At 65.6% G+C, this 20,896-nt stretch carries 20 protein-coding genes; 12 read left to right on the top strand and 8 right to left on the bottom strand.

Annotated elements, in window-relative coordinates; translation table 11 throughout:
* The first annotated feature begins 69 nt into the window (after positions 1 to 69).
* Both AB0I19_RS20325 and AB0I19_RS20320 read left to right on the top strand, forming a co-directional pair.
* Complete coding sequence (locus AB0I19_RS20325; protein WP_357150609.1) at positions 70 to 1,317, top strand: sensor domain-containing protein; 1,248 nt, start codon at positions 70 to 72, stop codon at positions 1,315 to 1,317.
* Positions 1,305 to 1,949 carry a response regulator transcription factor gene (locus AB0I19_RS20320; RefSeq protein ID WP_067493207.1) on the top strand — a complete coding sequence of 215 codons (645 nt, stop codon included), beginning with the start codon at positions 1,305 to 1,307 and terminating at the stop codon, positions 1,947 to 1,949. The genes AB0I19_RS20325 and AB0I19_RS20320 overlap by 13 nt, the downstream gene beginning before the upstream one ends.
* Before the next feature lie 42 nt (positions 1,950 to 1,991).
* Here the strand turns inward: AB0I19_RS20320 and AB0I19_RS20315 are convergent, their stop codons facing one another.
* From AB0I19_RS20315 to AB0I19_RS20305, 3 genes are all read right to left on the bottom strand, one after another.
* On the bottom strand, positions 1,992 to 3,497 hold the full coding sequence (locus AB0I19_RS20315) for an alpha/beta fold hydrolase (RefSeq protein ID WP_357150532.1): 1,506 nt from the start codon (positions 3,495 to 3,497) through the stop codon (positions 1,992 to 1,994).
* A gap of 49 nt (positions 3,498 to 3,546) precedes the next feature.
* The gene (locus AB0I19_RS20310) at positions 3,547 to 4,737 is read right to left on the bottom strand and encodes a serine hydrolase domain-containing protein (RefSeq protein WP_357150531.1); all 1,191 of its coding nucleotides are present in this window, start codon (positions 4,735 to 4,737) and stop codon (positions 3,547 to 3,549) included.
* Positions 4,738 to 5,060: 323 nt separating this feature from the next.
* The gene (locus tag AB0I19_RS20305; RefSeq protein WP_357150530.1) at positions 5,061 to 5,516 is read right to left on the bottom strand and encodes a PadR family transcriptional regulator; all 456 of its coding nucleotides are present in this window, start codon (positions 5,514 to 5,516) and stop codon (positions 5,061 to 5,063) included.
* Between the two features lie 31 nt (positions 5,517 to 5,547).
* On the opposite strand from AB0I19_RS20305, the gene AB0I19_RS20300 reads away from it, so the two are divergent.
* Positions 5,548 to 5,964 carry a nuclear transport factor 2 family protein gene (locus tag AB0I19_RS20300; RefSeq protein ID WP_357150529.1) on the top strand — a complete coding sequence of 139 codons (417 nt, stop codon included), beginning with the start codon at positions 5,548 to 5,550 and terminating at the stop codon, positions 5,962 to 5,964.
* 143 nt (positions 5,965 to 6,107) lie between these two features.
* Positions 6,108 to 6,389 (top strand): DUF1330 domain-containing protein, encoded by a 282-nt coding sequence (locus AB0I19_RS20295; protein ID WP_357150528.1) that lies wholly within the window; start codon positions 6,108 to 6,110, stop codon positions 6,387 to 6,389.
* Positions 6,390 to 6,676: 287 nt separating this feature from the next.
* On the opposite strand, the gene AB0I19_RS20290 is transcribed toward AB0I19_RS20295, so the two are convergent.
* Positions 6,677 to 7,315 (bottom strand): hypothetical protein, encoded by a 639-nt coding sequence (locus AB0I19_RS20290; RefSeq protein WP_357150527.1) that lies wholly within the window; start codon positions 7,313 to 7,315, stop codon positions 6,677 to 6,679.
* A 210-nt stretch (positions 7,316 to 7,525) separates the two neighbouring features.
* Positions 7,526 to 8,068: a hypothetical protein gene (locus tag AB0I19_RS20285; protein WP_357150526.1), complete on the bottom strand. Its 543-nt coding sequence runs from the start codon at positions 8,066 to 8,068 to the stop codon at positions 7,526 to 7,528.
* 581 nt (positions 8,069 to 8,649) lie between these two features.
* On the opposite strand from AB0I19_RS20285, the gene AB0I19_RS20280 reads away from it, so the two are divergent.
* Entirely contained in the window at positions 8,650 to 9,054 is a 405-nt protein-coding gene (locus AB0I19_RS20280; RefSeq protein WP_357150525.1) for a hypothetical protein, read from the top strand.
* A gap of 60 nt (positions 9,055 to 9,114) precedes the next feature.
* Here AB0I19_RS20280 and AB0I19_RS20275 read toward each other — a convergent pair whose 3' ends face one another.
* From AB0I19_RS20275 to AB0I19_RS20265, 3 genes are read right to left on the bottom strand one after another with little or no spacing between them, the layout of a single operon-like run.
* Positions 9,115 to 10,737, bottom strand: a complete 1,623-nt coding sequence (locus AB0I19_RS20275; RefSeq protein ID WP_357150524.1) for an acyl-CoA synthetase — start codon at positions 10,735 to 10,737, stop codon at positions 9,115 to 9,117.
* Positions 10,738 to 10,764: 27 nt separating this feature from the next.
* Entirely contained in the window at positions 10,765 to 12,453 is a 1,689-nt protein-coding gene (locus AB0I19_RS20270) for a carbamoyltransferase N-terminal domain-containing protein (protein WP_357150523.1), read from the bottom strand.
* A gap of 60 nt (positions 12,454 to 12,513) precedes the next feature.
* On the bottom strand, positions 12,514 to 12,990 hold the full coding sequence (locus AB0I19_RS20265) for a nitroreductase family deazaflavin-dependent oxidoreductase (protein ID WP_181698511.1): 477 nt from the start codon (positions 12,988 to 12,990) through the stop codon (positions 12,514 to 12,516).
* Between the two features lie 136 nt (positions 12,991 to 13,126).
* Between AB0I19_RS20265 and AB0I19_RS20260 the strand changes: the two genes are divergently transcribed.
* The 7 genes from AB0I19_RS20260 (at position 13,127) to AB0I19_RS20230 (ending at position 20,856) form a co-directional block, all read left to right on the top strand.
* On the top strand, positions 13,127 to 13,918 hold the full coding sequence (locus AB0I19_RS20260; RefSeq protein ID WP_357150522.1) for an SDR family NAD(P)-dependent oxidoreductase: 792 nt from the start codon (positions 13,127 to 13,129) through the stop codon (positions 13,916 to 13,918).
* 134 nt (positions 13,919 to 14,052) lie between these two features.
* Positions 14,053 to 14,895: an acyl-CoA thioesterase domain-containing protein gene (locus tag AB0I19_RS20255; protein WP_357150521.1), complete on the top strand. Its 843-nt coding sequence runs from the start codon at positions 14,053 to 14,055 to the stop codon at positions 14,893 to 14,895.
* Positions 14,896 to 14,903: 8 nt separating this feature from the next.
* Positions 14,904 to 15,596, top strand: coding sequence for a maleylpyruvate isomerase family mycothiol-dependent enzyme (locus AB0I19_RS20250; RefSeq protein WP_357150520.1), 693 nt, complete (start codon positions 14,904 to 14,906; stop codon positions 15,594 to 15,596).
* An 18-nt stretch (positions 15,597 to 15,614) separates the two neighbouring features.
* Positions 15,615 to 16,766, top strand: coding sequence for a cytochrome P450 (locus tag AB0I19_RS20245; RefSeq protein ID WP_356986385.1), 1,152 nt, complete (start codon positions 15,615 to 15,617; stop codon positions 16,764 to 16,766).
* On the top strand, positions 16,760 to 17,959 hold the full coding sequence (locus AB0I19_RS20240) for a cytochrome P450 (protein ID WP_357150519.1): 1,200 nt from the start codon (positions 16,760 to 16,762) through the stop codon (positions 17,957 to 17,959). Before AB0I19_RS20245 ends, AB0I19_RS20240 begins: the two co-directional genes overlap by 7 nt.
* Positions 17,960 to 18,074: 115 nt before the next feature.
* Positions 18,075 to 19,190 (top strand): cytochrome P450, encoded by a 1,116-nt coding sequence (locus AB0I19_RS20235; protein WP_357150518.1) that lies wholly within the window; start codon positions 18,075 to 18,077, stop codon positions 19,188 to 19,190.
* 28 nt (positions 19,191 to 19,218) lie between these two features.
* The gene (locus tag AB0I19_RS20230) at positions 19,219 to 20,856 is read left to right on the top strand and encodes an acyl-CoA synthetase (RefSeq protein WP_357150517.1); all 1,638 of its coding nucleotides are present in this window, start codon (positions 19,219 to 19,221) and stop codon (positions 20,854 to 20,856) included.
* Positions 20,857 to 20,896: the final 40 nt, after the last annotated feature.

Genomic DNA, 20,896 nt, shown 5'->3' with positions numbered 1-20,896 from the left:
TTCGGAGGCGATGCCGACGGCGCACCGGCCGGGCACGGTCGCGTCCCGTTCTGACAGCATGGCGAGGTGATGAAGGCCCTGCGCTCGGCGCGAGACAAAGCACGGCGGTTGCCGGGCGCTGTCTGGTACCTGGCGGTCGGTGGCGTCACCGCTCTGCTCGCGCTGTTCGCGGTGGTCGGCCTGCTGCTCGTCGGCGCCTTCTGCCTGATCGGGGTCGGGATACCGGCACTGCCCGAGGCTGTTCGGCTGGTCCGCCCGTTGGTGTCGTTCGATCGGCGCCGAGCGGCACGCTACCTCGATGAACCCGCGGTGCAGGCCTATCAGCCGTTCACCGGTGGACTGCGGCAGCGAGTCGCGACGGTGTTCACCGATCCGGCGAACCGCCGGGACTTCGGCTGGCTGGTCGCCCACGCGCTGACCGGCCTCTACCTCGCCGTATTCGCCCTCGCCCTCCCGCTCAGCACTCTAGTTCAGCTGACGATCCCCGCATTCTGGCAGCTGATGCCGCCGGGGGAGGAGTTCGCCAGTTTCGGATTCGCGGTCGACTCGTGGCCGAGGGCGATACTGAGCTTCGTCCTCGCGGTCCCGGTGGCCCTGGTGACCCTGCAACTCCCCGTCGCCGCGCGCTGGCAGGCGATGGCCACCCGCGCCCTGCTGAAACCGCCCGAGGGTGCCCTGCTGGCCGACCGGGTCGCGGCCCTCACCGCCACCCGCGCCGCCGCGCTCGACGCGCACGGCGCCGAACTGCGCCGCATCGAACGCGACCTGCACGACGGCGCGCAGGCCCGCCTCGCGGCGGTGATCATGCAGCTCGGACTGGCCGACCAGCTGCGCGACCAGGACCCGGACACCGCGCGCGAGCTCGTGCGCAAGGCACAGGACACCGCCACGGCCGCGCTCGCCGAGCTTCGCGATGTGGTGCGCAACGTGTACCCGCCGGTGCTCACCGACCGTGGGCTGGCCAGTGCCGTCGCGGCGGTGGCCGCCCGCATCCCGATCCCCTGCACGCTCGACCTCCACGAGGTGGGCAGGCGACCCGCCGCGGTGGAGGCGGCGGCGTACTTCGTCATCACCGAGGCACTCACCAACGCCACCAAGCATTCCGGTGCCACGGGCATCTCGCTGGTGCTGGGCGGTGCGCCCGAGTTGTTGACGATCGAGATCCGCGACGACGGCGTGGGCGGCGCCGTGGAAACCTACGACGGCGGGTTGGCCGGAATCCGGCGCAGGGCCGAGGCACTCGACGGCCGGATGACGCTGACCAGTCCACCCGGTGGCCCTACTGTAGTGCGGGTGGAGTTGCCGTGCGGGTCATGATCGCCGAGGACAATGCCCTGCTGCGGGAGGGCCTGGTGCTGCTGCTGAGCACCGCGGGTATCGAGGTTGTCGCCGCCGTGGACAACGCCGACGACTTCCTCACGGCGGTGGCCGCTGATCGCCCGGACGCGGTGGTCGTCGATGTGCGCCTGCCGCCCACATTCACCGACGACGGCTTACGCGCGGCCGTCAGCGCACGCAAACTGCACCCCGGACTGCCCGTGCTGGTGCTGTCGTCCTGGGTGGAGGACAGCTACGCCGCGGAACTGCTCGGCGACGGGATGGGCGGTGTCGGCTATCTGCTCAAGGAGCGCGTCGGCAAGGTCGATCGCTTCCTCGATTCCCTGCGCCGGGTCGCGGCCGGTGGCACCGCGATGGACCCCGAGGTGATCTCGCAATTGCTGGTGCGCCGCAAGGCCGACGACCCGATGGCCGCGCTGACCGCCCGCGAGCGCGAGGTGCTCGCGCTGATGGCGGAGGGCCACAACAACGCGACCATCGCCGAGCGGTTGGTGGTCAGCGAAGGCGCTGTGCACAAACATATTCGGAGCATCTTCGCGAAGCTGGGGCTGTCTGCCGAGGACGTCGGCCATCGTCGGGTACTCGCCGTGCTTGCCTACTTGAACGCGTGAAGCCCTGAACCCGTGGGGGATTCAGGGCCGCACACGGTCCGGTCAGTCGGCTCGACAGGTCATGTCGTCGGCGGGCAGCGTGCCGTCGCGGAAGTAGGTGTTCACCGCCGAGTACACGCAGGTGTTCTGGTAGCGCCCGAAGATCCAGTGGATCGGCACGTCCTGGAGGGTGACCATGCGGGAAGCGCTCAGATCTTCGTGCAGGGCGACCGCCCCGTCGTAGGTGGTCCGGGTGTCACCGGTGGATTGCACGATCAACGCCGGCACCGAGTTGCGTACCACCGTGGTCGGTTCGACGGGCGGTGCCCAGAACGCGCACGGGGTGATGTTGTTGGTGAACCCGGCGAACAGCGGCTGGGTGGCGCGGGCGGCCTCGATATTGCGCCGGTAGAACTCGGGGTCGCGCGGCGTGGCCACGTCACCGCACATGATCGCCATCTGCGACGAATTGTCTTTCGGCCGTGCCTTCAAGGCGAATCCGAGGGTGGAATCCAGTGTCTCGTCGGGCTGGGCGGGTTTGCCCGCGGCGGCGTCGGCGATGGTCCGGATCTGTCGGGCCACCATCTCGTACTGGTCGGGGCTGTCCAACCCGACGAACAACACCACCGGCAGCCAGTGTTCGTCGATCTCGTACTCGCCCAACCGGATCGGCGTGACGGCGGCCTGTTCGATCAGCGCTCGAACAGCCTCGCGCACCTGGGCGCGGCTGGTACCGAAGTGGTATTCCGCGTCGCGCGCCGCGACCCAATCCGCCCACAGGTCGAACGCGGCCTCGTTGAGCGGACCCATGGCCTGCATCATGCCGACCGGCCCGTACTCGTCCGGGTCGGCCGCGCTGTCGAGCACCATCCGGTCGCTGCGGTCGGGGAACATCTGCATGTACACCGCACCCAGGTAGGTGCCGTACGAGGTGCCGAAGTAACTGATCTTCTCCGCGCCGAGAAGGCCGCGGATGACGTCCATGTCCCGTGCGGTGTTGCGGGTGGTGATGTGAGGCAGCCGCGTCCCTTCGGTCGCGGCACAACGGGCGGCCAGATCGCCTTGCATCGCAACGGATTCCGCGAAGCCGACCGCGTCGAGCCCCGCCGAATGCAACCCGAAGCCGACCGGCCACTTGCAGTCGACGGCCGACGATCGCCCGACACCACGCGGGTCCATCCCGATCAGGTCGTAGCGAGCCCGCACCTCGGGCGTCATCGCCTTGCCGACATCGACCATGAAGTCCAGACCTTCACCGCCGGGACCGCCGGAATTGGACAGCATCACGCCGCGCTGCGGGTCGGTACCGGCGATTCGGGAGATCGCCACAGTCAGAGTCGGGCCCTGTGGGTCGGCGTAGTTCACCGGCACGGTGACGTCGGCGCACTGTGCCCCGGCCTCGTCCAGTTTCGGAACCCCGCAGTCCTTCCACTCCAGCTGCTGACCGGTGAACCGGTCCGGCACCGCGGTGTGTGGGTCCGCCTCTGCCTCGGGACCGGCACAGCCGATCAGGGCGGCACAGGCCATCAGGCCGGACAGGGCGACCGTCAGCCCTTTCGCGCGTTTCACTGTTTCTCCTCGTAAGTTGTTCGGCCGCACAGGTCTTGGTGACGGGTGATCACGAAGCGCACAGGGCGGCATCCAGCACGCTGTCCACCGCGTCGGCCTCTTCGTCGCTGGTCGGCAACTGGTTGACCGTGACGGTCACCGCGGTGCCATCGGTCGTCACACCGTTGCGGGTCGCGAAGCCGGGAATGCTGCCGCCGTGCCCCCACGCCTGCGCACCGCACGGCGCTGTTCGGTGGATCAGGGCCAGTCCGTAGTCCGCGCCCGGCATCCGGTCGAACGGCACGGTGCGCTGCATCTCGGCCAATTGCGCGGGCGGCACGAGCTTTCCGGACAGCAACGCGATGAAGAAGCGGTTCAGGTCGGTCGCGGTGGCGACCATGTCACCGGCGGTGGCGGCCCAGGACGGGTCGAAGTCGGTGAAATCGACCGGCTCACCGTCGACCCGGTGGTAGCCACGGGCATGCGGGCCGCGGATGCCGGTTTCGCGGGAAGCGGGCACATAGGTGTCGCGTAAGCCGAGCGGCTCGAGGATCCGGCGCCCGATCTCGTCGGCGGCCGGATTGCCCGTCACCCGCTCGATCAGCAGGCCGGCCAGCAGGTAATTGGTGTTCGTGTACACCGATTTCGCGCCCGGTTCGAACTGTGGCGGTGTCGTCATCGCCCGCCGGACCAACTCGGTCATCTCGAAGTGCTGCCACCGCAGCGCCTCCTCGTCCGGGTCGAGCTGCTGGGAATTCTGGGCCGCGATGCCGTCGCCGGACCCACTGCCCAGATAGTCCGGCACCCCGCTGGTGTGCTGCAACACCTGCCGCACCGTGATCCGGTTGCCGTCGTTGCCGCTGCCGCGCACCACCCCGGGCAGGTAGCGCTCGATCGACGCGTCCAGGTCGACCTTGCCCTCGGCGACCAACTGCATGATCACCGTGGTCACATAGGTCTTGGTGTTGCTCCCGATCCGGACGCGCGCGTCGTCCGGGAACGGTGCACCGGTGCCCAGGTCACCGACGCCCGCACTGAACGTCCGATGCCCGCCGGGCCCATCGATCACCACCTGGACACCCGGGAATCCCTGGCGAACCACCGCGTCCATCGCGGCGGCCACCTCAGGCGGCGGCATCGTCACCACCCCGTCCGATGCCCCCACCGACGTCCCACCCCCGCACGCGGCCACCGCGAGCACCGCACCCACCACAACAACTGAAAGGCCCGCTTTACCGGAGTTCCACCGAAATCGGTTCATGAGCAGTGTCTTTTCTCCTGTTCGAGCCGGAAATCATCGGTGCGTTTCCGACGATTTCGAGCCTAGGAATCGACAACCCGCCCGCCCATGCCACGCGCACCCGAATTCCGGCTCCCGCCTACTGCCTCGAGGCGGTAGTGCCAGCACCACCACACCCGCTCACCGGCTGTCCAATTCCTCGACCGGCTGGCGGTCCAGGAACACCCACCGCTCTTGCGACGGCTGCCGCCTTCCCGCCATACCGGCGTACGCCACGGCGAGGAATCTCGCGCGGATTCGAGCCAACGGGAAGCCGTGCGCTGACCCCGGGCGCGTGCGCGACGCTAGATGTTCGAGGTGACGCGTCGATCGATCGCCGCCAACGCGAACTCGGCCCATCGAATGTTCTCCTGTTCGAAGGAGATTCCGCGCAGCAGGGTGAGATAGGGGCCGATGCGCTCGGCCTCGGCGAGGTAGGCCTGTTCGCTGCGGCCGTCGAGCAGTCTGTTCCGAAGGCGTTCGTAGCGAGCCGATTTCGCTCTCGCACATTCCATCCGCTCGGCGACCGCCGCCCGCGCCGCCGCGGTGTCCTCGACGTCCATGCCCTGGACCTTGACCATCATCTCGTCGCGGATCGCGGTCGGCTTGGCCGCCGAGGCGATGAATTCGTGCAGTGCGGCACGCCCGGCCGGGGTGATGGTGTGCAGCCGTTTGTTGGGGCGGCGTTCCTGCTGCACCACGCGGGTCTCGATGAGCCCGTCGGCCGCCATGCGCTCGAGTTCCTTACTGTCGCCAAGCATACTCAAGAAATTGACTATGAAAGGTGAGGGAATGCATCCCTTTCGGACGGCCGTGGAGGCCCGCGACGAGGCCGCGATCGAAGCCGCGCTCGCTGAGAACGTGGTGTTCACCAGCCCGGTGGCGTTCAAGCCGTACCCGGGCAAGGCGATCACCGCGGCCATCCTGCGCGCGGTGATGCGCGTATTCGAGGACTTCCACTATGTCCGCGAGATCGTGTCCCCGGACGGTCGCGATCACGCGTTGGTCTTCGAGGCGAGTGTGGATGGCAAGCAGATCACCGGCTGCGACTTCCTGCACTTCGATGCCGACGGCCGCATCGATGACTTCATGGTGATGGTGCGTCCGCTGTCGGCCGCCCAGGCACTCGCGGCACGCATGGGCGAGCAGTTCGAGCGGATCGAGGCCGAGGCCACCGCCCAGATCGCACGCGAAGGAGCCGGTGCGTGATCGACTAGCACAGCCCGCGCGTCGAGTACGTCCGCACATGCTGATTCCACGACACCTGCGCGGCCAGTCTGCTCGCGTGAAGTACCTTCGGCGAGAACACGATCGATACATCGAATCCGTCTGCGCGGCGACAGGAGTTACGGATGGCAGCCTACGTCGTAGTCGAGGCCGATGTTCACGACGAGCAGGTTGGCTTGGCGTACTGGAAGCTGGCTGAGCCCTCGATTCGCCAGTACGGCGGCCGATATCTCGTGGCCGCCAAGCCCGAGGTTCGGGAGGGCGACTGGCCGGGGCGTGTGGTTGTGCTCGAGTTTCCCGATCTCGATCAGGTCAGGGCCTGGTACGACTCACCGGAATACCGCGCCGCTCGTGAAGTCCGGAAGTCCGGCGTCACCGTGCGGCTGGTCTTCGCCGAAGGGATGTAAGGGTCGGACGCGCTGCGGCAGACAACGTCCGCTTCTGCCGCTGAGCACTCGGCGGCCCGCTGAGATCCGATGCGGCTCGAGACATCCGCACATGCCGAGGTCCGTGTATCCAACGTTGTGTTGGATTTGCGAAATGGGAGGCGGGCGACGGCCCCATCTCCACAGCTGCTGGGCTCCGGCCACTCGACGATCTCATTGGCGAGATCTGGAAATACTTCCTCCAGGCGAACTGGACCGATGTCGTGCGTCGAACCATGCGGTCGCCGCTGCTCCTTGCCGGCTGAGCCTCAGCTCCACCGGATCAGATAGATCCCTTGGCCGCGCTGATCCAGCTGACCATCGGAAGGGTGCAGGGTCGCGGAGTGATAGTCCAGGATGTCGGGGTCGGGTTGCCACAGTGCTAGGTCCAGGATGTAGCGGGCGGTGTGCGAGAAGTTGTCAGCGGTGCCGAGCAAAATCAAAGTGTGTGCCTGCACTGTCTCGTGCAGGCGATCTCGGGCGGGCCGTCGCCAGCGCCACTCGGCGTTTTCGCGGTGTACCTCATCCCAGGTCAGCACATCGTTGGGGTTCCATGCCACCGTCTGGGGTTGACCGCGATCTAGTCTGCGGCGCAGCGCTTTCCATCGATTCGGGGCGAAACCGCTGCGCGAATGGCCCAGCACAAGGTCGAGTTCGCCACACTCGGTCGGAGAGGCGGGGTCCGGTGGCTGGTTACCGCGCAACGGAATATGGACGAGGCTGTGTCGGGATCGGGCCGCCAGCAGCCACAGTCCGGTGACCTGGAAAGCCGCCGCTGCGGTCGATTCGAAGGTGTACCAGGGATTACGGTCGGCGAGGACAGCGCCGGTGATCGGGTGGACGGGCCGGATCACCCGGTATTCGTCCGGTTCTAGCCGTGCACGGTGGACATTGATCTCGAGCTGCACCGGTGTGAGGCTAGAGGGATCGGTTCGATCGCAGCCAGGGGTTTTCGGGTGATGGTGACGGTCGGGGGTTGTGGACTGCTCTGGGTCCGATCAAGAGTCCTGCTCGAGCTACTCGACCCGTTCCTCGTCAGCCTCCGGTAAAGCCGATATGAACGTCCGCGAATGCCGCCTATCGCGCTCAGAGGGCTGGCCATGTCACCGCCGGTCGCCTCACCACACGAGAGTTGGACTCTTGTAGACCTCGACTCTGCCATCGCTCCATTCCACCGCCAGCTCGGAGTGGTACCTGCGGCCCGTGGTCGGGTCGCCCAGGTCCGGTGGGCGATACGACTGGGCCCGCTCACAAGGTTCCTTAGTCGGCTCGAAGACCGGCCCCAGGTAGTCGCTGTCGTCGTCGTACAGACCAATCGTGATGGTGCAGTCGTCCGAGACATTCGTGGTGGCCCAATAGCTGAGACTGCCAGAGTGGTCCTTCATCACGCAGATCCGCAGATTATTCGGACCGTCACACAGCTCCTGTCCAGGAGGCGTGGTCGACGAGGTCGGGGGTGCGGGATGTGAGTTGGTCACCGGTGTCCCACCACTGCTGATATCGGCAGTGGTGGGAGTCGAGTTGGTGGCGCACTGCACGACGATCGCGAGGATCGCGATCGGGATTGCGACGACCGCGGCTATCCCGCTGATCTTCGGCCAGTCGGGGCCGGTAGGCCCGCCGCCACTGCCGCCTCCGAAAGGTGTCGGGTCAGCCGTCATTGTTCTGTTCTCCCCCTGGGTATTCCGTGAAGTCGGCTCGGTGTCGGAGCCGGACTGTCACCGGTGCTCTCTGTCGATCTGGTCAAGTACCTCGCGAACCGAGGACAGCAGGTTCACACGGACAAAACTACCGCTCGATCGCGGCCTCTTGGCGGTTGTCGAGGTGCTTCCTCCCGATGAGCCATCCAGGCTGCCGCGGCCGCAGCGGCATCGACCGGATCGCATGCCGCTGTGCGGATTTCACGCCCGAAGGGCTCTTCGCGCCGGTGAGGTCCTTGATGCGCGCGGGTGTAGCGCTGCCTCCCTCAGCGACCAGGATCCGCAGCGTCTGCCTGCCAATCCCAGGTAGCGTGCGGATCGGTGGTTGGCGTCGCGGTACATCTTGGTGTCGATGTAGCCGGGGCTCACCGAGTTGACGCGGATGCCGCGCTGCGCGGTCTCGACGACGTTGGACGAGGCGAGCGAGAATTCGGCCTCGCTGCGGGCGGAACTGCGGTGCCGCCGTACACATCCTGAAGTGCTCGCCTACTGCACAACCTGGTCGTCGACGGCGGCTTCGTCGCTTCCTTCCTCAAGCGATAGTGGCCGCATCGTCCGCCCAAGCCGGCCGACATCTGATACAACCGGATGGCGATGGCATTGTGCGGGAACAGGATCCCGCGGATGGGTGGACGATGACCGGCGAACAGCACGGTGCGCACAACGGCCTGGCGAAGCTGGTCGCGTTCATCGCGATACCGATCGGGTTGGTTCTTCTCGGCGTCGGAATCTGCGGCTACGTCAATGATCCCGACGCGGCAACGATCTGTGACGGGAAGGCCATGACGCCCGGTACGGAGTGCTGGACGTACGGAGACTGGCACGGGGTGACCAGCTACGAGGAGCTGGCCGAGAGACAACGCCAGAATCTCGAATCGGCGCGGGACATGGTGCCGATCGGTCGGGCCATCGAGCGGCTTCGGGCGGACCGCGGTCGGCACGGCTGACCCGCTTGCACGTCAAAGGGCCCCCGACCTAGTGGTCAGGGGCCCTTTGATCGCTCTTGGTCAGCGCGGCGACGCGGCCTCGTCGGCATGCTCGGCGGCGTACTTCTTGGCCGCCGGGTAGTTGGCCTTGCCACTGGGCTGACGCATCATCTCGTCGACGGTCCAGTACGAACGGGGCGCCTTGTAACCGGCGATCTTGGTGCGGGCGTGGGCATCCAGCTCGGTCAGGTCGATGGTGGCGCCGGAGCGGGGCTGGATGATCGCGGCGACGGTCTGGCCGTACCGGTCGTCCTTCAGGCCGATGACCAGCGCGTCGAAAACGTCCGGGTGCGACTTGAGTGCGCCCTCGACCTCTTCGGGGAACACCTTCTCGCCGCCGGTGTTGATGCATTCCGAACCGCGACCGAGCAGGGTGACGGTGCCGTCTTCCTCGTAGCGGGCGTAGTCGCCCGGCACGACGTAGCGCTTGCCGCCGGTCTCGACGAAGATCGTCTTGGTCTTCTCCGGATCCTTGTAGTAGCCGATCGGCACGTGACCGGTGCGCGCCATCCGGCCGATCGCACCGGGTTTCGGCTCGACCAGGTTGCCGTCGTCGTCGATCAGCGCGGCCTGCGCACTGAACTTCACCCGGGGACCCTGCGAATGATCGGAATCCTTGGTCACCACACCGAGGCCCGTTCCGCCGCTCTCGGACGAACCGATGACATCGGTGATGAACACATTCGGGAACAGTTCGAGGTATTCCTGTTTCAGTGACTGCGAGAACAGCGCGGCATGGCTCGTGAACGCCCACAGCGACGACGAATCGTAACTACCGGCCTTGTAGGCGTCGAGCAGCGGCTTGGCCATGGCGTCGCCGACAACGGTGAGGACATTGACGCGATGCTTTTCCACCGTCTGCCACACCACATCGGCATCGAACTGCGGAATGAAAACGACGGTGCCACCGGAGTTCAGGGCGATGAACGCCGCCCACTGCGCCGCACCGTGAATCAGCGGCGACAGCGGCGCCATCACGATACCGACCGGGGACTGCTTGGCGTTGTTCGCCAGTTCCCATTCGTCCTTCACGTATTCACCGGTGACATGGTTGATACCGCCACCGAGCGCGCGCCACACATCTTCGTGCCGCCACATCACGCCCTTGGGGAAACCCGTTGTGCCACCGGTGTACAGGATGTAGGTGTCGTCGGAACTGCGCTCGTCGAAATCCCGTTCGGGCGATTGCGCGGCGATGGCTTCGTTGTATTCGACGCCGTTGTAGCGACTGAAATCGGCGTCCGAGGCGTCGTCTACCACCACCACGTCGGTGAGCTTCGGCGTCTGCGGCAGCACCTCGGCGACGATGTCGGCGTAGCGACGTTCGTGCACCAGCGCCACCAGGTCCGCGTTGTCGACGATGTAGCGGACCTCCTCGGCGGTATAGCGGTAGTTGATGCTGACCGAGATCGCGCGCAGCTTGTACGTCGCGATCATGGTCTCGAGCGCCTCGATCGAGTTGCGCGAGTACACGCCGACATGGTCACCCTTGCCGACGCCGCGCGAGGCGAGATGGTGCGCCAACCGGTTGGCGCGCTCGTCGAGCTCACGGTAGGTGACCTGCCGGTCTCCACAAATGATTGCGGTGCGATCGGGCACCGCGTCCACAGCATGTTCGAGCAGATCAGCGACGTTCAAAGCCATATCAGCAAGATAGAACGTGTTTCAGTTTTAGGCAATAGAACGGGTCGGATCCGGGTTGGTGTAGAGCAGTCCGTCGGACCACACGTACCGTGTGCCACCCCACCTAAGGGCCGACGCGACATCCGGGAAGAAGCCACTGCCGTTGAGGTTCGCGCTGGTGTTGCAGAGCACGGGGACGCCTGTGAGTGCCTCGTAGGCGGTCAGGATCCGGGCCGCGGCGGTATCGTCGGTTCGTTGGACGGTCTGCAGCCGTGCGGTGCCGTCGAGATGGATGACCGCCGGGATGCGATCGACCCAATCGGGGCGAATTTCGTGCTCGAACAGCATGTAGGGATCGCTACCCCCCGGCGTGAAGATTTCGGTGGCCCGGTCGGCGAGGCAAATGGGCGCAACCGGTCGATAGTCGGCTCGATCCTTGATCAGGTTGAGTCGCTGCTTCATTGCTGCGTCCCGAGCGGGTGCCAGAATGCTGCGATTACCCAGTGCCCGTGGGCCGAGTTCGGCGCGGCCGGAAAGGACGACGACCGGCTCGTCGTATTCATGCAGAATTCTGGCTACCCCGGCTTCATCGCAGGGCGTGACCGTCCATGATTCCGGAACCGTTCCGGTGCGAATGGGCGGACCGCTGAAGACGGACCAGTCGAGCGCTGTCAGCCCGTTGTGCCACATCTCGCAACACGCTGTGCCGATGGCGGCCCCGGCATCGTTCGGAAATGGTGGTACCCACACGTCGGTGAACAGTCCCGACGCTCGTATCCGGCTGTTCCATTTGATATTGAGTGCGCATCCACCACCGAGGCACAGGTTTCGAGGCGCGCCGGGAAAGTGTTCGGCTACCACGCGAGCCAGCGCCGCGAGTAATCGTTGTCCCAGGTATTCCTGGAAAGTGGCGATGATGTCCGCATCGGACAGGCCGGGTAGATAGGCATCTCGTTTCGCCAGTATGGCTCGAGCCATCGCTGCGGCGTTCTGTGGAACAACGCTCGGGAAGCTACCGAGCAGATCGTCGAATACCGGGAACGCCGCGTCCGACGGGGTACCGAGGGCGGCGTAGGCCATGGCTTTGCCGGCCACAGAAAGGTGGTGGCGGATCAGGGCGTTCATGTCGAGGTTGCGGCCGTCGAGACGGAAGGGGCCGAAATGCGCGTTGAAGTCGGAGAAGAAGTTGCCGGGTACCCGCAGCAGCGAGGAGACGGCGCGGACCGACCGATCCGCGGGCCGGACATCGTAGAGGCGCGGGGTGGTTCCGCCGTCCCACACGAGCACCAGCGAGTCTTCGTTCCGCTGCGCGAACGGGCTCGAACAGTACGACCCGAGTAGGTGGTTGGCGTTGTGGAAGTAGCTCGTATAACCGTTGCTCGAGCCGAAATCGTGTGCATCGAAGTGGTAGCGCTGAATCGGCTCCGACCGGCCCGGGGAGTCGGCGTAGGCGGCGACCGGCAGGTGAACGGTCATATCGTCGCGTCGAAGCGGTACGGCCGGTTCGAACGGATCCTGGCCGGGCTGGGCCCACCACCCGTCGACGACGTAGGCGTCGACATCGCGATGGTCGATGCCCGCTGTGCGTAGGAGCTCCGGGACGCGCGCGGCGTCGCCCAGTGGGGTATAGCGATCGAGATTGTCGATCTTCTCCATTTCGATGCTGGTGACCAACCGGCCGTTGTCGATAAGTGCGATGCCCCCGTCATGGGTTGCTTTGATCCCGCAGATCAGCATCGGATCCTCCTTCGTGTCGTGGCTGCCCGAGAACCGAGCGTGACTGCTCGAACGGCGTCGTCAGCGCTCGGACTCGCGACTCAGCACGAACATGCGCAGCTCTCGTTGGGATCGGGCGGCGTAGTCGGTGTAGTCGGGCCAATGCTCGATCACGTGGGCCCACAGTTCGGCGCGCTGCTCCGCGCGCACCGGATGTGCGATCACGGAGAACGTTTCACCCTCGACGCGGACTACCGCCCGCCCTGCGGCGGTCAGGTTTGCGGTCCATGCGGGGTGGGTTGCCTGGCCGAAATTGGAGCCGACCACGATCATGTCGTCGCCGTGTGGCACGTAGAGCAGCGAGACGGTCCGCTCGGCTCCCGTCTTGCGCCCCTTGGTGGTCAGCAGCAGGTTGGGAAAACCGCCGAGTGTCAGCAGCCCGACGCGGCCTCGGGTGAGGCGCTGGGCTGCGAGGTCGACCTTGGCGGCGAATTTGACGAGGGTCAGATAGTAGGGACTGTCTCCGAACGCCCGGACGAACCTCGACTGCGACTCCATAACACAATTCCCCTCACTTCAACTTGCCAGAACTGCAACAGGTTTCGTTCTTTAGAATGTAACGTGTTCTACCGCAGAATGTCTGGCATTGTCCAGGCTACGTACAGTCGATGTAGCGCATGTGGGGAGCATCTGAATGAAGGACGAGCGACCAGTTGTCGTGGTGACGGGAGCATCGTCGGGGATCGGTGCCGCCGTGGCGCTCCGCCTCGGTGTGGCAGGTTGCCGAGTAGTCGCCACCGGGCGCGACGCCGCGCGGCTCGACGGTACTGCCGCCGCGATCCGGGCCGAGGGCGGAGCGGCGACAGCTGTCTGTCTGGATCTCACGGCCGCCGCTGAGATCGAGGCGTTCGCCGCGGGTTTCGGCGAGTCCCACGGTGCGGTCGGCGCGCTGGTTCTGTGCGCCGGTGACGCCGACATCGCCACGGTCGAGGAGCTTTCTCCTGCTGGTCTTGCGGCCATGGTTGACGTGAATCTGCTTGGTGCACACCGGCTTATCTATGCTCTGCTGCCGGAGATGATCGAACGCCGTCGCGGTGACATCGTGGTCGTCAGCAGTGAGAACGTGACCCGGTTCAAGCCGATGATGGCTGCCTACACCGCCTCGAAGTGCGCCTTGGAAGCGCTGGCGGTGACCATGCAGAAGGAGTTGGAGGGGACCGGAGTTCGGACGTCGATCGTGCGGCCGGGATCGACGCGCACCGCCATGGGGAGCACCTGGGCGCCCGCCGAGCTCGGTGCGCTGTTCGGGTTGTGGGGGCGGTGGGGTCTGGCTCGTCATTCGGGGCGGATGGATCCCGACCATGTCGCGCAGGTGGTCGAATTCGTCCTCGGCGCGCCGAGGGAAATGAATGTGGCCTGTGTGGAGGTGCAGCCTGAAGCGCCGGTGGCTTCGGTCGAAGAGGCGAAAACTGTTGCGGCAAAATAGAACCTGTTCTACTGTGCATATTGGTACTGGTTCTTAGCAAAGTGAACGGGTCGATGGGGAAATCTCGGCCCGGCGCTGGGTAGTAGAACCGCCCAGAGTGATTTGCAGACTGAACGGTCTGCGGAGGGGAAATTGTGGCTCTTTTCGTGCGCACGGCGGGGACCAGCCATCCGAGTGGCTACGCCCGCAGCCAATGGGATCCCGAGGCGGTGAACGGAACGGCTGTCGCAGCCCTGGCCGGGCAGGAGCTCGGCGACCATGCCTCCAGCACCGGTCTCGTCCCGGCCCGCTTCTCCTTGGAACTCCTGCGTCGGGTTCGCTTCGCGGGGCTGGAAACCACAGTGGTGACCACCCGCAAAGGCGCGAATATCGAAGTCCTGGACTGGAGTTCGCACCAGGAAGGGCAGCTCGTGGCGCGGGCGACCCTCACACTGCTACGCGAGTCGCGACAGCCACCCGGCGAGTTCTGGACAGCCGAGCGCGGAGCGAGACCACCGTGCCCGCCCGGCCCGCCGACCAGGCCCGGCCTGTGGTGGAACCACGACGGTGCCGGACCGGACCTGTGGACCGAGCAGCCACGCGATGTGCAGAACGCGCAGCGCAAACGCATCTGGATCAACCATGTCGAGGCAATCGAGGGCGTGCCGATGTCCTCGGTCGCCCGGTTGGCCGCGACCGCCGAGCTCACGAACACGATCACCGCCTTGGGATCGACGGGCATCGGCTACATCAACCACGACACGACAGCGGCTTTCACGCGCGCACCGGCCGCAGGCGGCCTCGGGCTCGAAGCGCACCAGCACCTGGCCGCGGCCGGGCTGGCTGTCAATGTCGCTCAGCTCTATGACGCCGAAGGCGTACTCGGAGTCGCCGTCGTGAGCTCGCTCTCGGTGGCCGAGCGCCGATTGGACCTCTCCGATACGGGCCCCGAATGGGCCGACTCAGGCAACCTGTCGCGGGCGCATCGCGCCAGTTAGGACTCGACATGACCCTTGTTCACTGGGACAAGTCTCGCATCATCGATGAAACATGCCGCGAATACAGCCAACTCGGCGATCGTTTCGCCGATATCAGTGTGCGCGAACTCGACAACCCCACCCGCTGTTCGGGCTGGACCGTCCGCGGCGTGCTCGCCCATCTACTCGCGACCGGCGAAGACGTCATCGACGGAACGATCGGTACCCGGCCGCCGGACGTGCAGGCCCTCGCCTACCCGCAGGCCACACCGCAGTTCTTCGCATCGGGATTCCGCTCGGTCGCGCAGCGTCTGCGACCACACCTGGAATCGCTGGACGACGCGATCTGGGCAGCGGACACCTACGGTGTCGCCGGGCAGCCCTTCGGAGTCGGAGTGCTCACGCTCGTGCACGAGATCGCCGTGCACGCCGATGATGTGGACGACGCGCTCGGCAGGCGAGTTCTGTTGTCCGACAGCGCGGTCACGATCTCGACCGAGTGGTTGTCGACCGAATTCGATCGCCTCGACTACCCGAGAACCAGGATCGTCCTGTCCACCGGCCAGGAACTGACGGCCGGCAGCGGCGGCGAGGAGATGATGCTCACCGGTACGCCACTGGATTTCATGCGCGCCGCCACGGGACGCATCGACGCCGAGGTGGTCGGCGGACCGGCCGATCTGAACATCTACGGCCGGGACCGCAGACATGAAGGGGTCTAGGGAAGGGAGTGGCAGCTGATGAGTCCTAGTGTCGTAGAGCTCGGTACATCACCGGCGGGAGATCCCAGCTGGGTGGTGAAGGACTATCAGACGATCCGCCGTCTGCTGTCCGACGGCCGACTCAACAGGTTCCCGCCGGTGGATGTCGAATGTCCGGCCCGGTTCACCCACGCCGAGATCATCCGGTTCAAGCACCTCGATCCGAACGCTCCGCCGCCGCCGGACGACCTTATCCGGCGCACCGTCGCGCACGCGTTCTCCAAGCGCCGCATGCACGCGATCGAAGCCAAGGTCGAGGCGATCACGACGTCGTTGATCGACGCGATGATCGCCGCCGGACCGCCCGCCGAACTACGTCGGGACTTCGCTGGACCGCTCTCCTCGCAGGTGATCTCCAGCCTGATCGGCGTCCCGGACGAAGACCACCAGCTGATTCAGGAGTTGTCCCAATCGGCGGCCAACCTCGCCGAACCCGAGATCTCCGCTCCGGCCGACCAACAGCTGAAGGATTACATGCGTCAGCTGGTCGCGAAGAAGGAAGCCGACCTCGGCGACGATGTCATCAGCGACATCATTCGTCTGCGGGTCGACCACCCTGCCCTGGAAAATGTCGACCTCGTCATCGGATTGGCGACCGGCTTGCGCTTCGCCGGACAGATCAACACAGTGACACTGATCGACCGTGGCATCGTCCATCTGCTTCGCCACCCGGAATTCCAGGCCGAGATAGTTGTCGGCGACCGTGCCGCGCGGGCACGGGTGGTCGAAGAGATCCTGCGGTTGCCGCATCCGGTGCAGGGTCGCGTCGCAGGTGTACCGCGTTATGCGACTGCCGATTTCGAGCTGGGCGGGTGCACGATCCGGCGCGGCGACCTGGTGGTTATGGACATCGAGGCGGGAAACCTCGATCCATCGGTCTTCGCTGATCCGGGTGACTTCTGCCCCGCCCGCCCCGCCACGTCGCATCTGTCGTTCGGAGCGGGAACGCACTACTGCGTCGGTGCCGCGCTGGCCCGCTGCGAAATGGAGACGGCGTTCGCGATGCTGCTCGGGCGCTTACCGGAACTGCGGTTCGCTGTGCCGTTCGAAGAGCTCGAACCGCTGAGCCACGAGCTGTCCGGCGGAGCGACCCGCGTCCCGATCACCTGGAAGGTGTCCCAGTCGTGCTGAAAGACGAAGAGATCACCCAATTCCCTTCTGCGGCATGCCGATCACTCGGCTTGGATCCAGTGCTGCGGGAGATGCTGGCACAGGGGGAGCGCGCACGGAAGGTCCAGCTTCCCCACGGTCCGGAATCCTGGATCATCACCGGCTACGACGACAACCGGGCGATCTACAGCCGCCCCGAGTTCACCCGCCAGGGTATCGATACCGAGGAAGCGCCCCGCCTGACCGCCGGATTGATGCTCGCGGGCGCCATCGGGTGCCAGAAGGACAAAACACACGCCGCGCTACGGCAGGCCGCGACCAGGGTCCTCGATCGCACGATGATCTCTCAGGTCGAGGACATCGCCCTGCGAACCGCGAACGAACTCGTCGACTCCATGCGTGAGCGTGGCGACGGGTGCGATTTCGTCCGGGATTTCGCCAGGCCGTACGCCATCCGTGTGCTGTGCCAAATCCTCGGGATACCAGGCACCGACGAGGAATTCGTCATCGAGATGGTCGGCGCGATTCTCGCTGGTGGGCACAGCGGAGACGCCGGGACCGCGACCGAGGCGAGCACCCGGTTGGGTGTCTACATCATCGAGCTCGTCAACGAACGCCAGCGGAATACCGGCTCGGACTTCATCTCCCGGGTCGTCTCGCACACCGCCCTTTCCACCTACGAAGTGGTGGTTCTGACCTACGCGATGGTCATGGGTGGGTTCGAGACGACAGCCAACATGCTGGCCAAGTCGCTGGCCAGACTGCTTGTCGAAGATGAACTCGTCGAGCGGGTGCGTCACGAACCGGCGCGGATCCCCGACATCATCGATGAACTCTTGCGGCTCACCTCGGTGGCAGGCGGCGAAGGAATTCCGTGGCTCGTGCGCGAGCCCGTCGAGATCGCCGGAATGCACCTGCAACCGGGTGATTACGTCGTTCCGGCGCCCGGTGCCGCGAATCGAGACCCGGCTGTCTTCGACAATCCGGAGGAGCTGCGGCTCGGCCGCGACGAGCGCCAACATCAAACACTCGGCTACGCGGCGCATTACTGCCTGGGGAACAAAGTCGCCAGGGTAGAGCTCGACACGGCGTTCCGTGTTCTGCTCGAGCGATTCAGCGGCCTGCGCCTCGCGGTCGATATCGACGACCTGGACTGGGACGAGGAATCAGCCATCTGGCATCTCCGTGCGCTCCCGATCTCCTGGCGCGGGTGACGGTGACATGACACCAGAAGTGGGCGCGGCGGCGTCGGACCCCGAGGCGTCGCCGATTCCGACCGAGCGGACCTGTCCATTCGATCCACCCGACGGTTTGCGTGGACTGCCTGCGGTGAGCCCGCTCAGATTCGCCAGCGGTGCCGAAGGCTGGTTGGTCACCGACTACCGGATCGCGCGCAGCGTCCTCAGAGACTCCCGATTCAGCACCGACCGGAAGTTGACCGAAGCGCCGATTCGGGAACTTCCGCCGATCCTGCGCGAATACGGCACACCCCCGGGCATGTTCAACTGTCTTGACGGCGATTCCCATGCGCGGTACCGACGGCTCCTCGCGGGGTACTTCTCGGCGGGGCGGATCGCGGAGTTCGCGCCGCGGGCCGTCGACATCGTCGACGAACAGCTCACGACAATGGCCGAGGTGCTCGATTCCGCCGGTGAAGCCGATCTGCTTGCCGTGTTCGCGATGCCGGTTTCGTTGCGCCTGATCTGCGAACTGCTCGGGGTTCCCGATCGACTCAGCGGGGATATCGCACGGCTGGCCTCCGTATTGTTCGATCTGTCGGCGTCGGGCGACTCGATGATCGCGACCATTCTCGAGCTGCGCGAAATTCTGCTCGACGCCATCAGACATACCCGCGCCTCGCCGTCGAGTGGGCTGATCGCCGACCTTGCTCGTGATCCCGAGATCGACGACGAAGAACTGTTCCAGATCAGTCAGGTACTCCTGCTCGCCGGATTCGAAACCACCGCGAACATGCTGGCACTCAGCACGTTCGCGTTGTTGTCGGCTCCGGATCAGCTGCGGCGATTCCGTGCCGGGGAGGTGTCCGCCGCAGCGGCTGTGGACGAACTCCTGCGCTATCTGTCGGTGGCCCATATGGGCCCGGTCCGCGCGGCAAGTGAATCTGTTCGCCTGGGGGAGGTGACCGTTGCGGCGGGCCAATCGGTGATGATCTCGGTCCCGGTGGTGAACCGCGACCCCGCATTGCTCGACGACGCCGACAGATTGCTCCTCGATCGTCCACCGGTGAACCACATTTCCTTCGGGGTCGGCGCACATAAATGCATCGGCCAATACTTGGCGAGAACCGAACTCGAGATCGGGCTGACGCGACTGTTCGCGCGGTTCCCGACCCTGACGCTCGCGGTCCCACCCGAGCAGGTACCGCTGCGGACTGACATGTTGGTCTACGGCGTGCACGAACTGCTGGTCGGCGTCGAAGGCTGAGACAACCGCATCGGATGAGGAGAGAACCGTGGCACTGAACATCGCAGATCTGTTCGAGCACGCAGTGGATGCGGTGCCCGATCTTCCGGCGGTGAAGGTGGGGGAGCGAGCGCTCACGTTCCGCGAGCTCGACGTCGCCGCGAATCGGCTCGCGCATTTTCTCGCCGGGCGGGGGATCGGGCCCGGGGATCATGTGGCGCTGTATGCGAAGAACAGCATCGAGCATGTGGTCGCCTTGCTGGCGACATTGAAGGTGCGCGCTGTTTCGATCAATGTGAATTATCGCTACGTCGAGGGGGAACTCGATTACCTGTTCGAGAATTCCGACGCGGTCGCGGTGCTGCACGACCGCACCTACGCATCGGTGCTCGCGCGCTGTGTACCCCGGCATCCGAGGATTCATACGTGTGTGGCGCTGGTCGATCCCATGGCTCCCGACGACGAATCGGACCTGTCGGGTTTCGGCGGCCTCACCTATGCGGAGGGGATCGAGGGACAGCCGGGGACGCGTGACTTCGGGCCACGTAGCGGCGACGACATCCATATCATCTACACGGGCGGAACAACCGGGTTCCCGAAAGGCGTGATGTGGCGCCACGAGGACTATTGGCGGGTTTTCGGCGGTGGGACCGATTTCGAAACCGGTACGCTCCTGGGCGAATTCGACCAGTCCGAGGCGGCCGCGAAAACTCGCCGAATGGTGAAATTCCCGCTGAGCCCCCTCATGCACGGCGGCGCCCAGACCGGGCTTCTCCGGCACCTGTTCGTCGGCGATCTGACAATTCTCGAACCCAAATTCGACCCCGCGACCACCTGGGACGTCATCGATCGTGAGCGCGTCCAATTCCTGTTCCTCACCGGCGACGCCATGGCCCGACCGCTGATCGAGGAATATCAGCGACGCACGGCGAGCGGTCTCGGCAGTGGTTCCAGCCTCGTCGTGGTGGCGAGCAGCGCCGCGGTATTCAGCCCCGAGGTCAAGAACAGGTGGCTCGAGAATTTCCCGAACACCGTATTCACCGACTCGATCGGGGCGACCGAAACCGGATTCCAGGGCACAGCGGCGCAGTCCCGCGAGAATGTTCGACAGGACGGCCCCCGCGTCGCCCTCGGCCCGGATTCCGTCGTTCTCGACGACAACGGCCATCTCCTCGATCTCACCGCCGACGTCGGCGCCATCGGCCAACTGGCCCGCGCCGGCCGCATCCCCCTCGGCTACTACAACGACCCCGTCAAGACGGCCGAAACCTTCAAGACCATCAACGGCATCCGCTACGTCGTCCCCGGCGATCGCGTCCGCATCGAGCCCGGTGCCCGCGTCACCCTCCTCGGCCGCGGCTCGAACTGCGTCAACACCGGCGGCGAAAAGGTCTACGTCGAGGAAGTCGAGGCGGCGATCAAAGCCGTTGCGGCGGTGTACGACTGCATCGTCGTCGGCGTGCCGGACGAACGCTTCGGCGACGCTGTCGCCGCGGTCGTCGAATTGCGACCGGGACACCAGTTGACTCTCGACGAACTCCGTGCCTCCCTACGCACCTCGCTGGCCGGGTACAAGCTCCCGCGCGTGATGACGACGGTGCCGAAGGTCCCACGCAACGACGCCGGAAAGGCGCAGTACCCGCGAGCGCGGGAGCTGGCATCGTCAGCCGATGCGCGATGGCTGTGAATCTCCCACGATTGTGCGCCCCAACTCCCGAACCTCGAGG

It is taken from the genome of Nocardia sp. NPDC050413 (genome assembly GCF_040655475.1).
In the GTDB taxonomy this organism is placed as follows: Bacteria; Actinomycetota; Actinomycetes; order Mycobacteriales; family Mycobacteriaceae; genus Nocardia; species Nocardia coubleae.
This window is presented reverse-complemented; position numbering and strand designations above follow the sequence as displayed.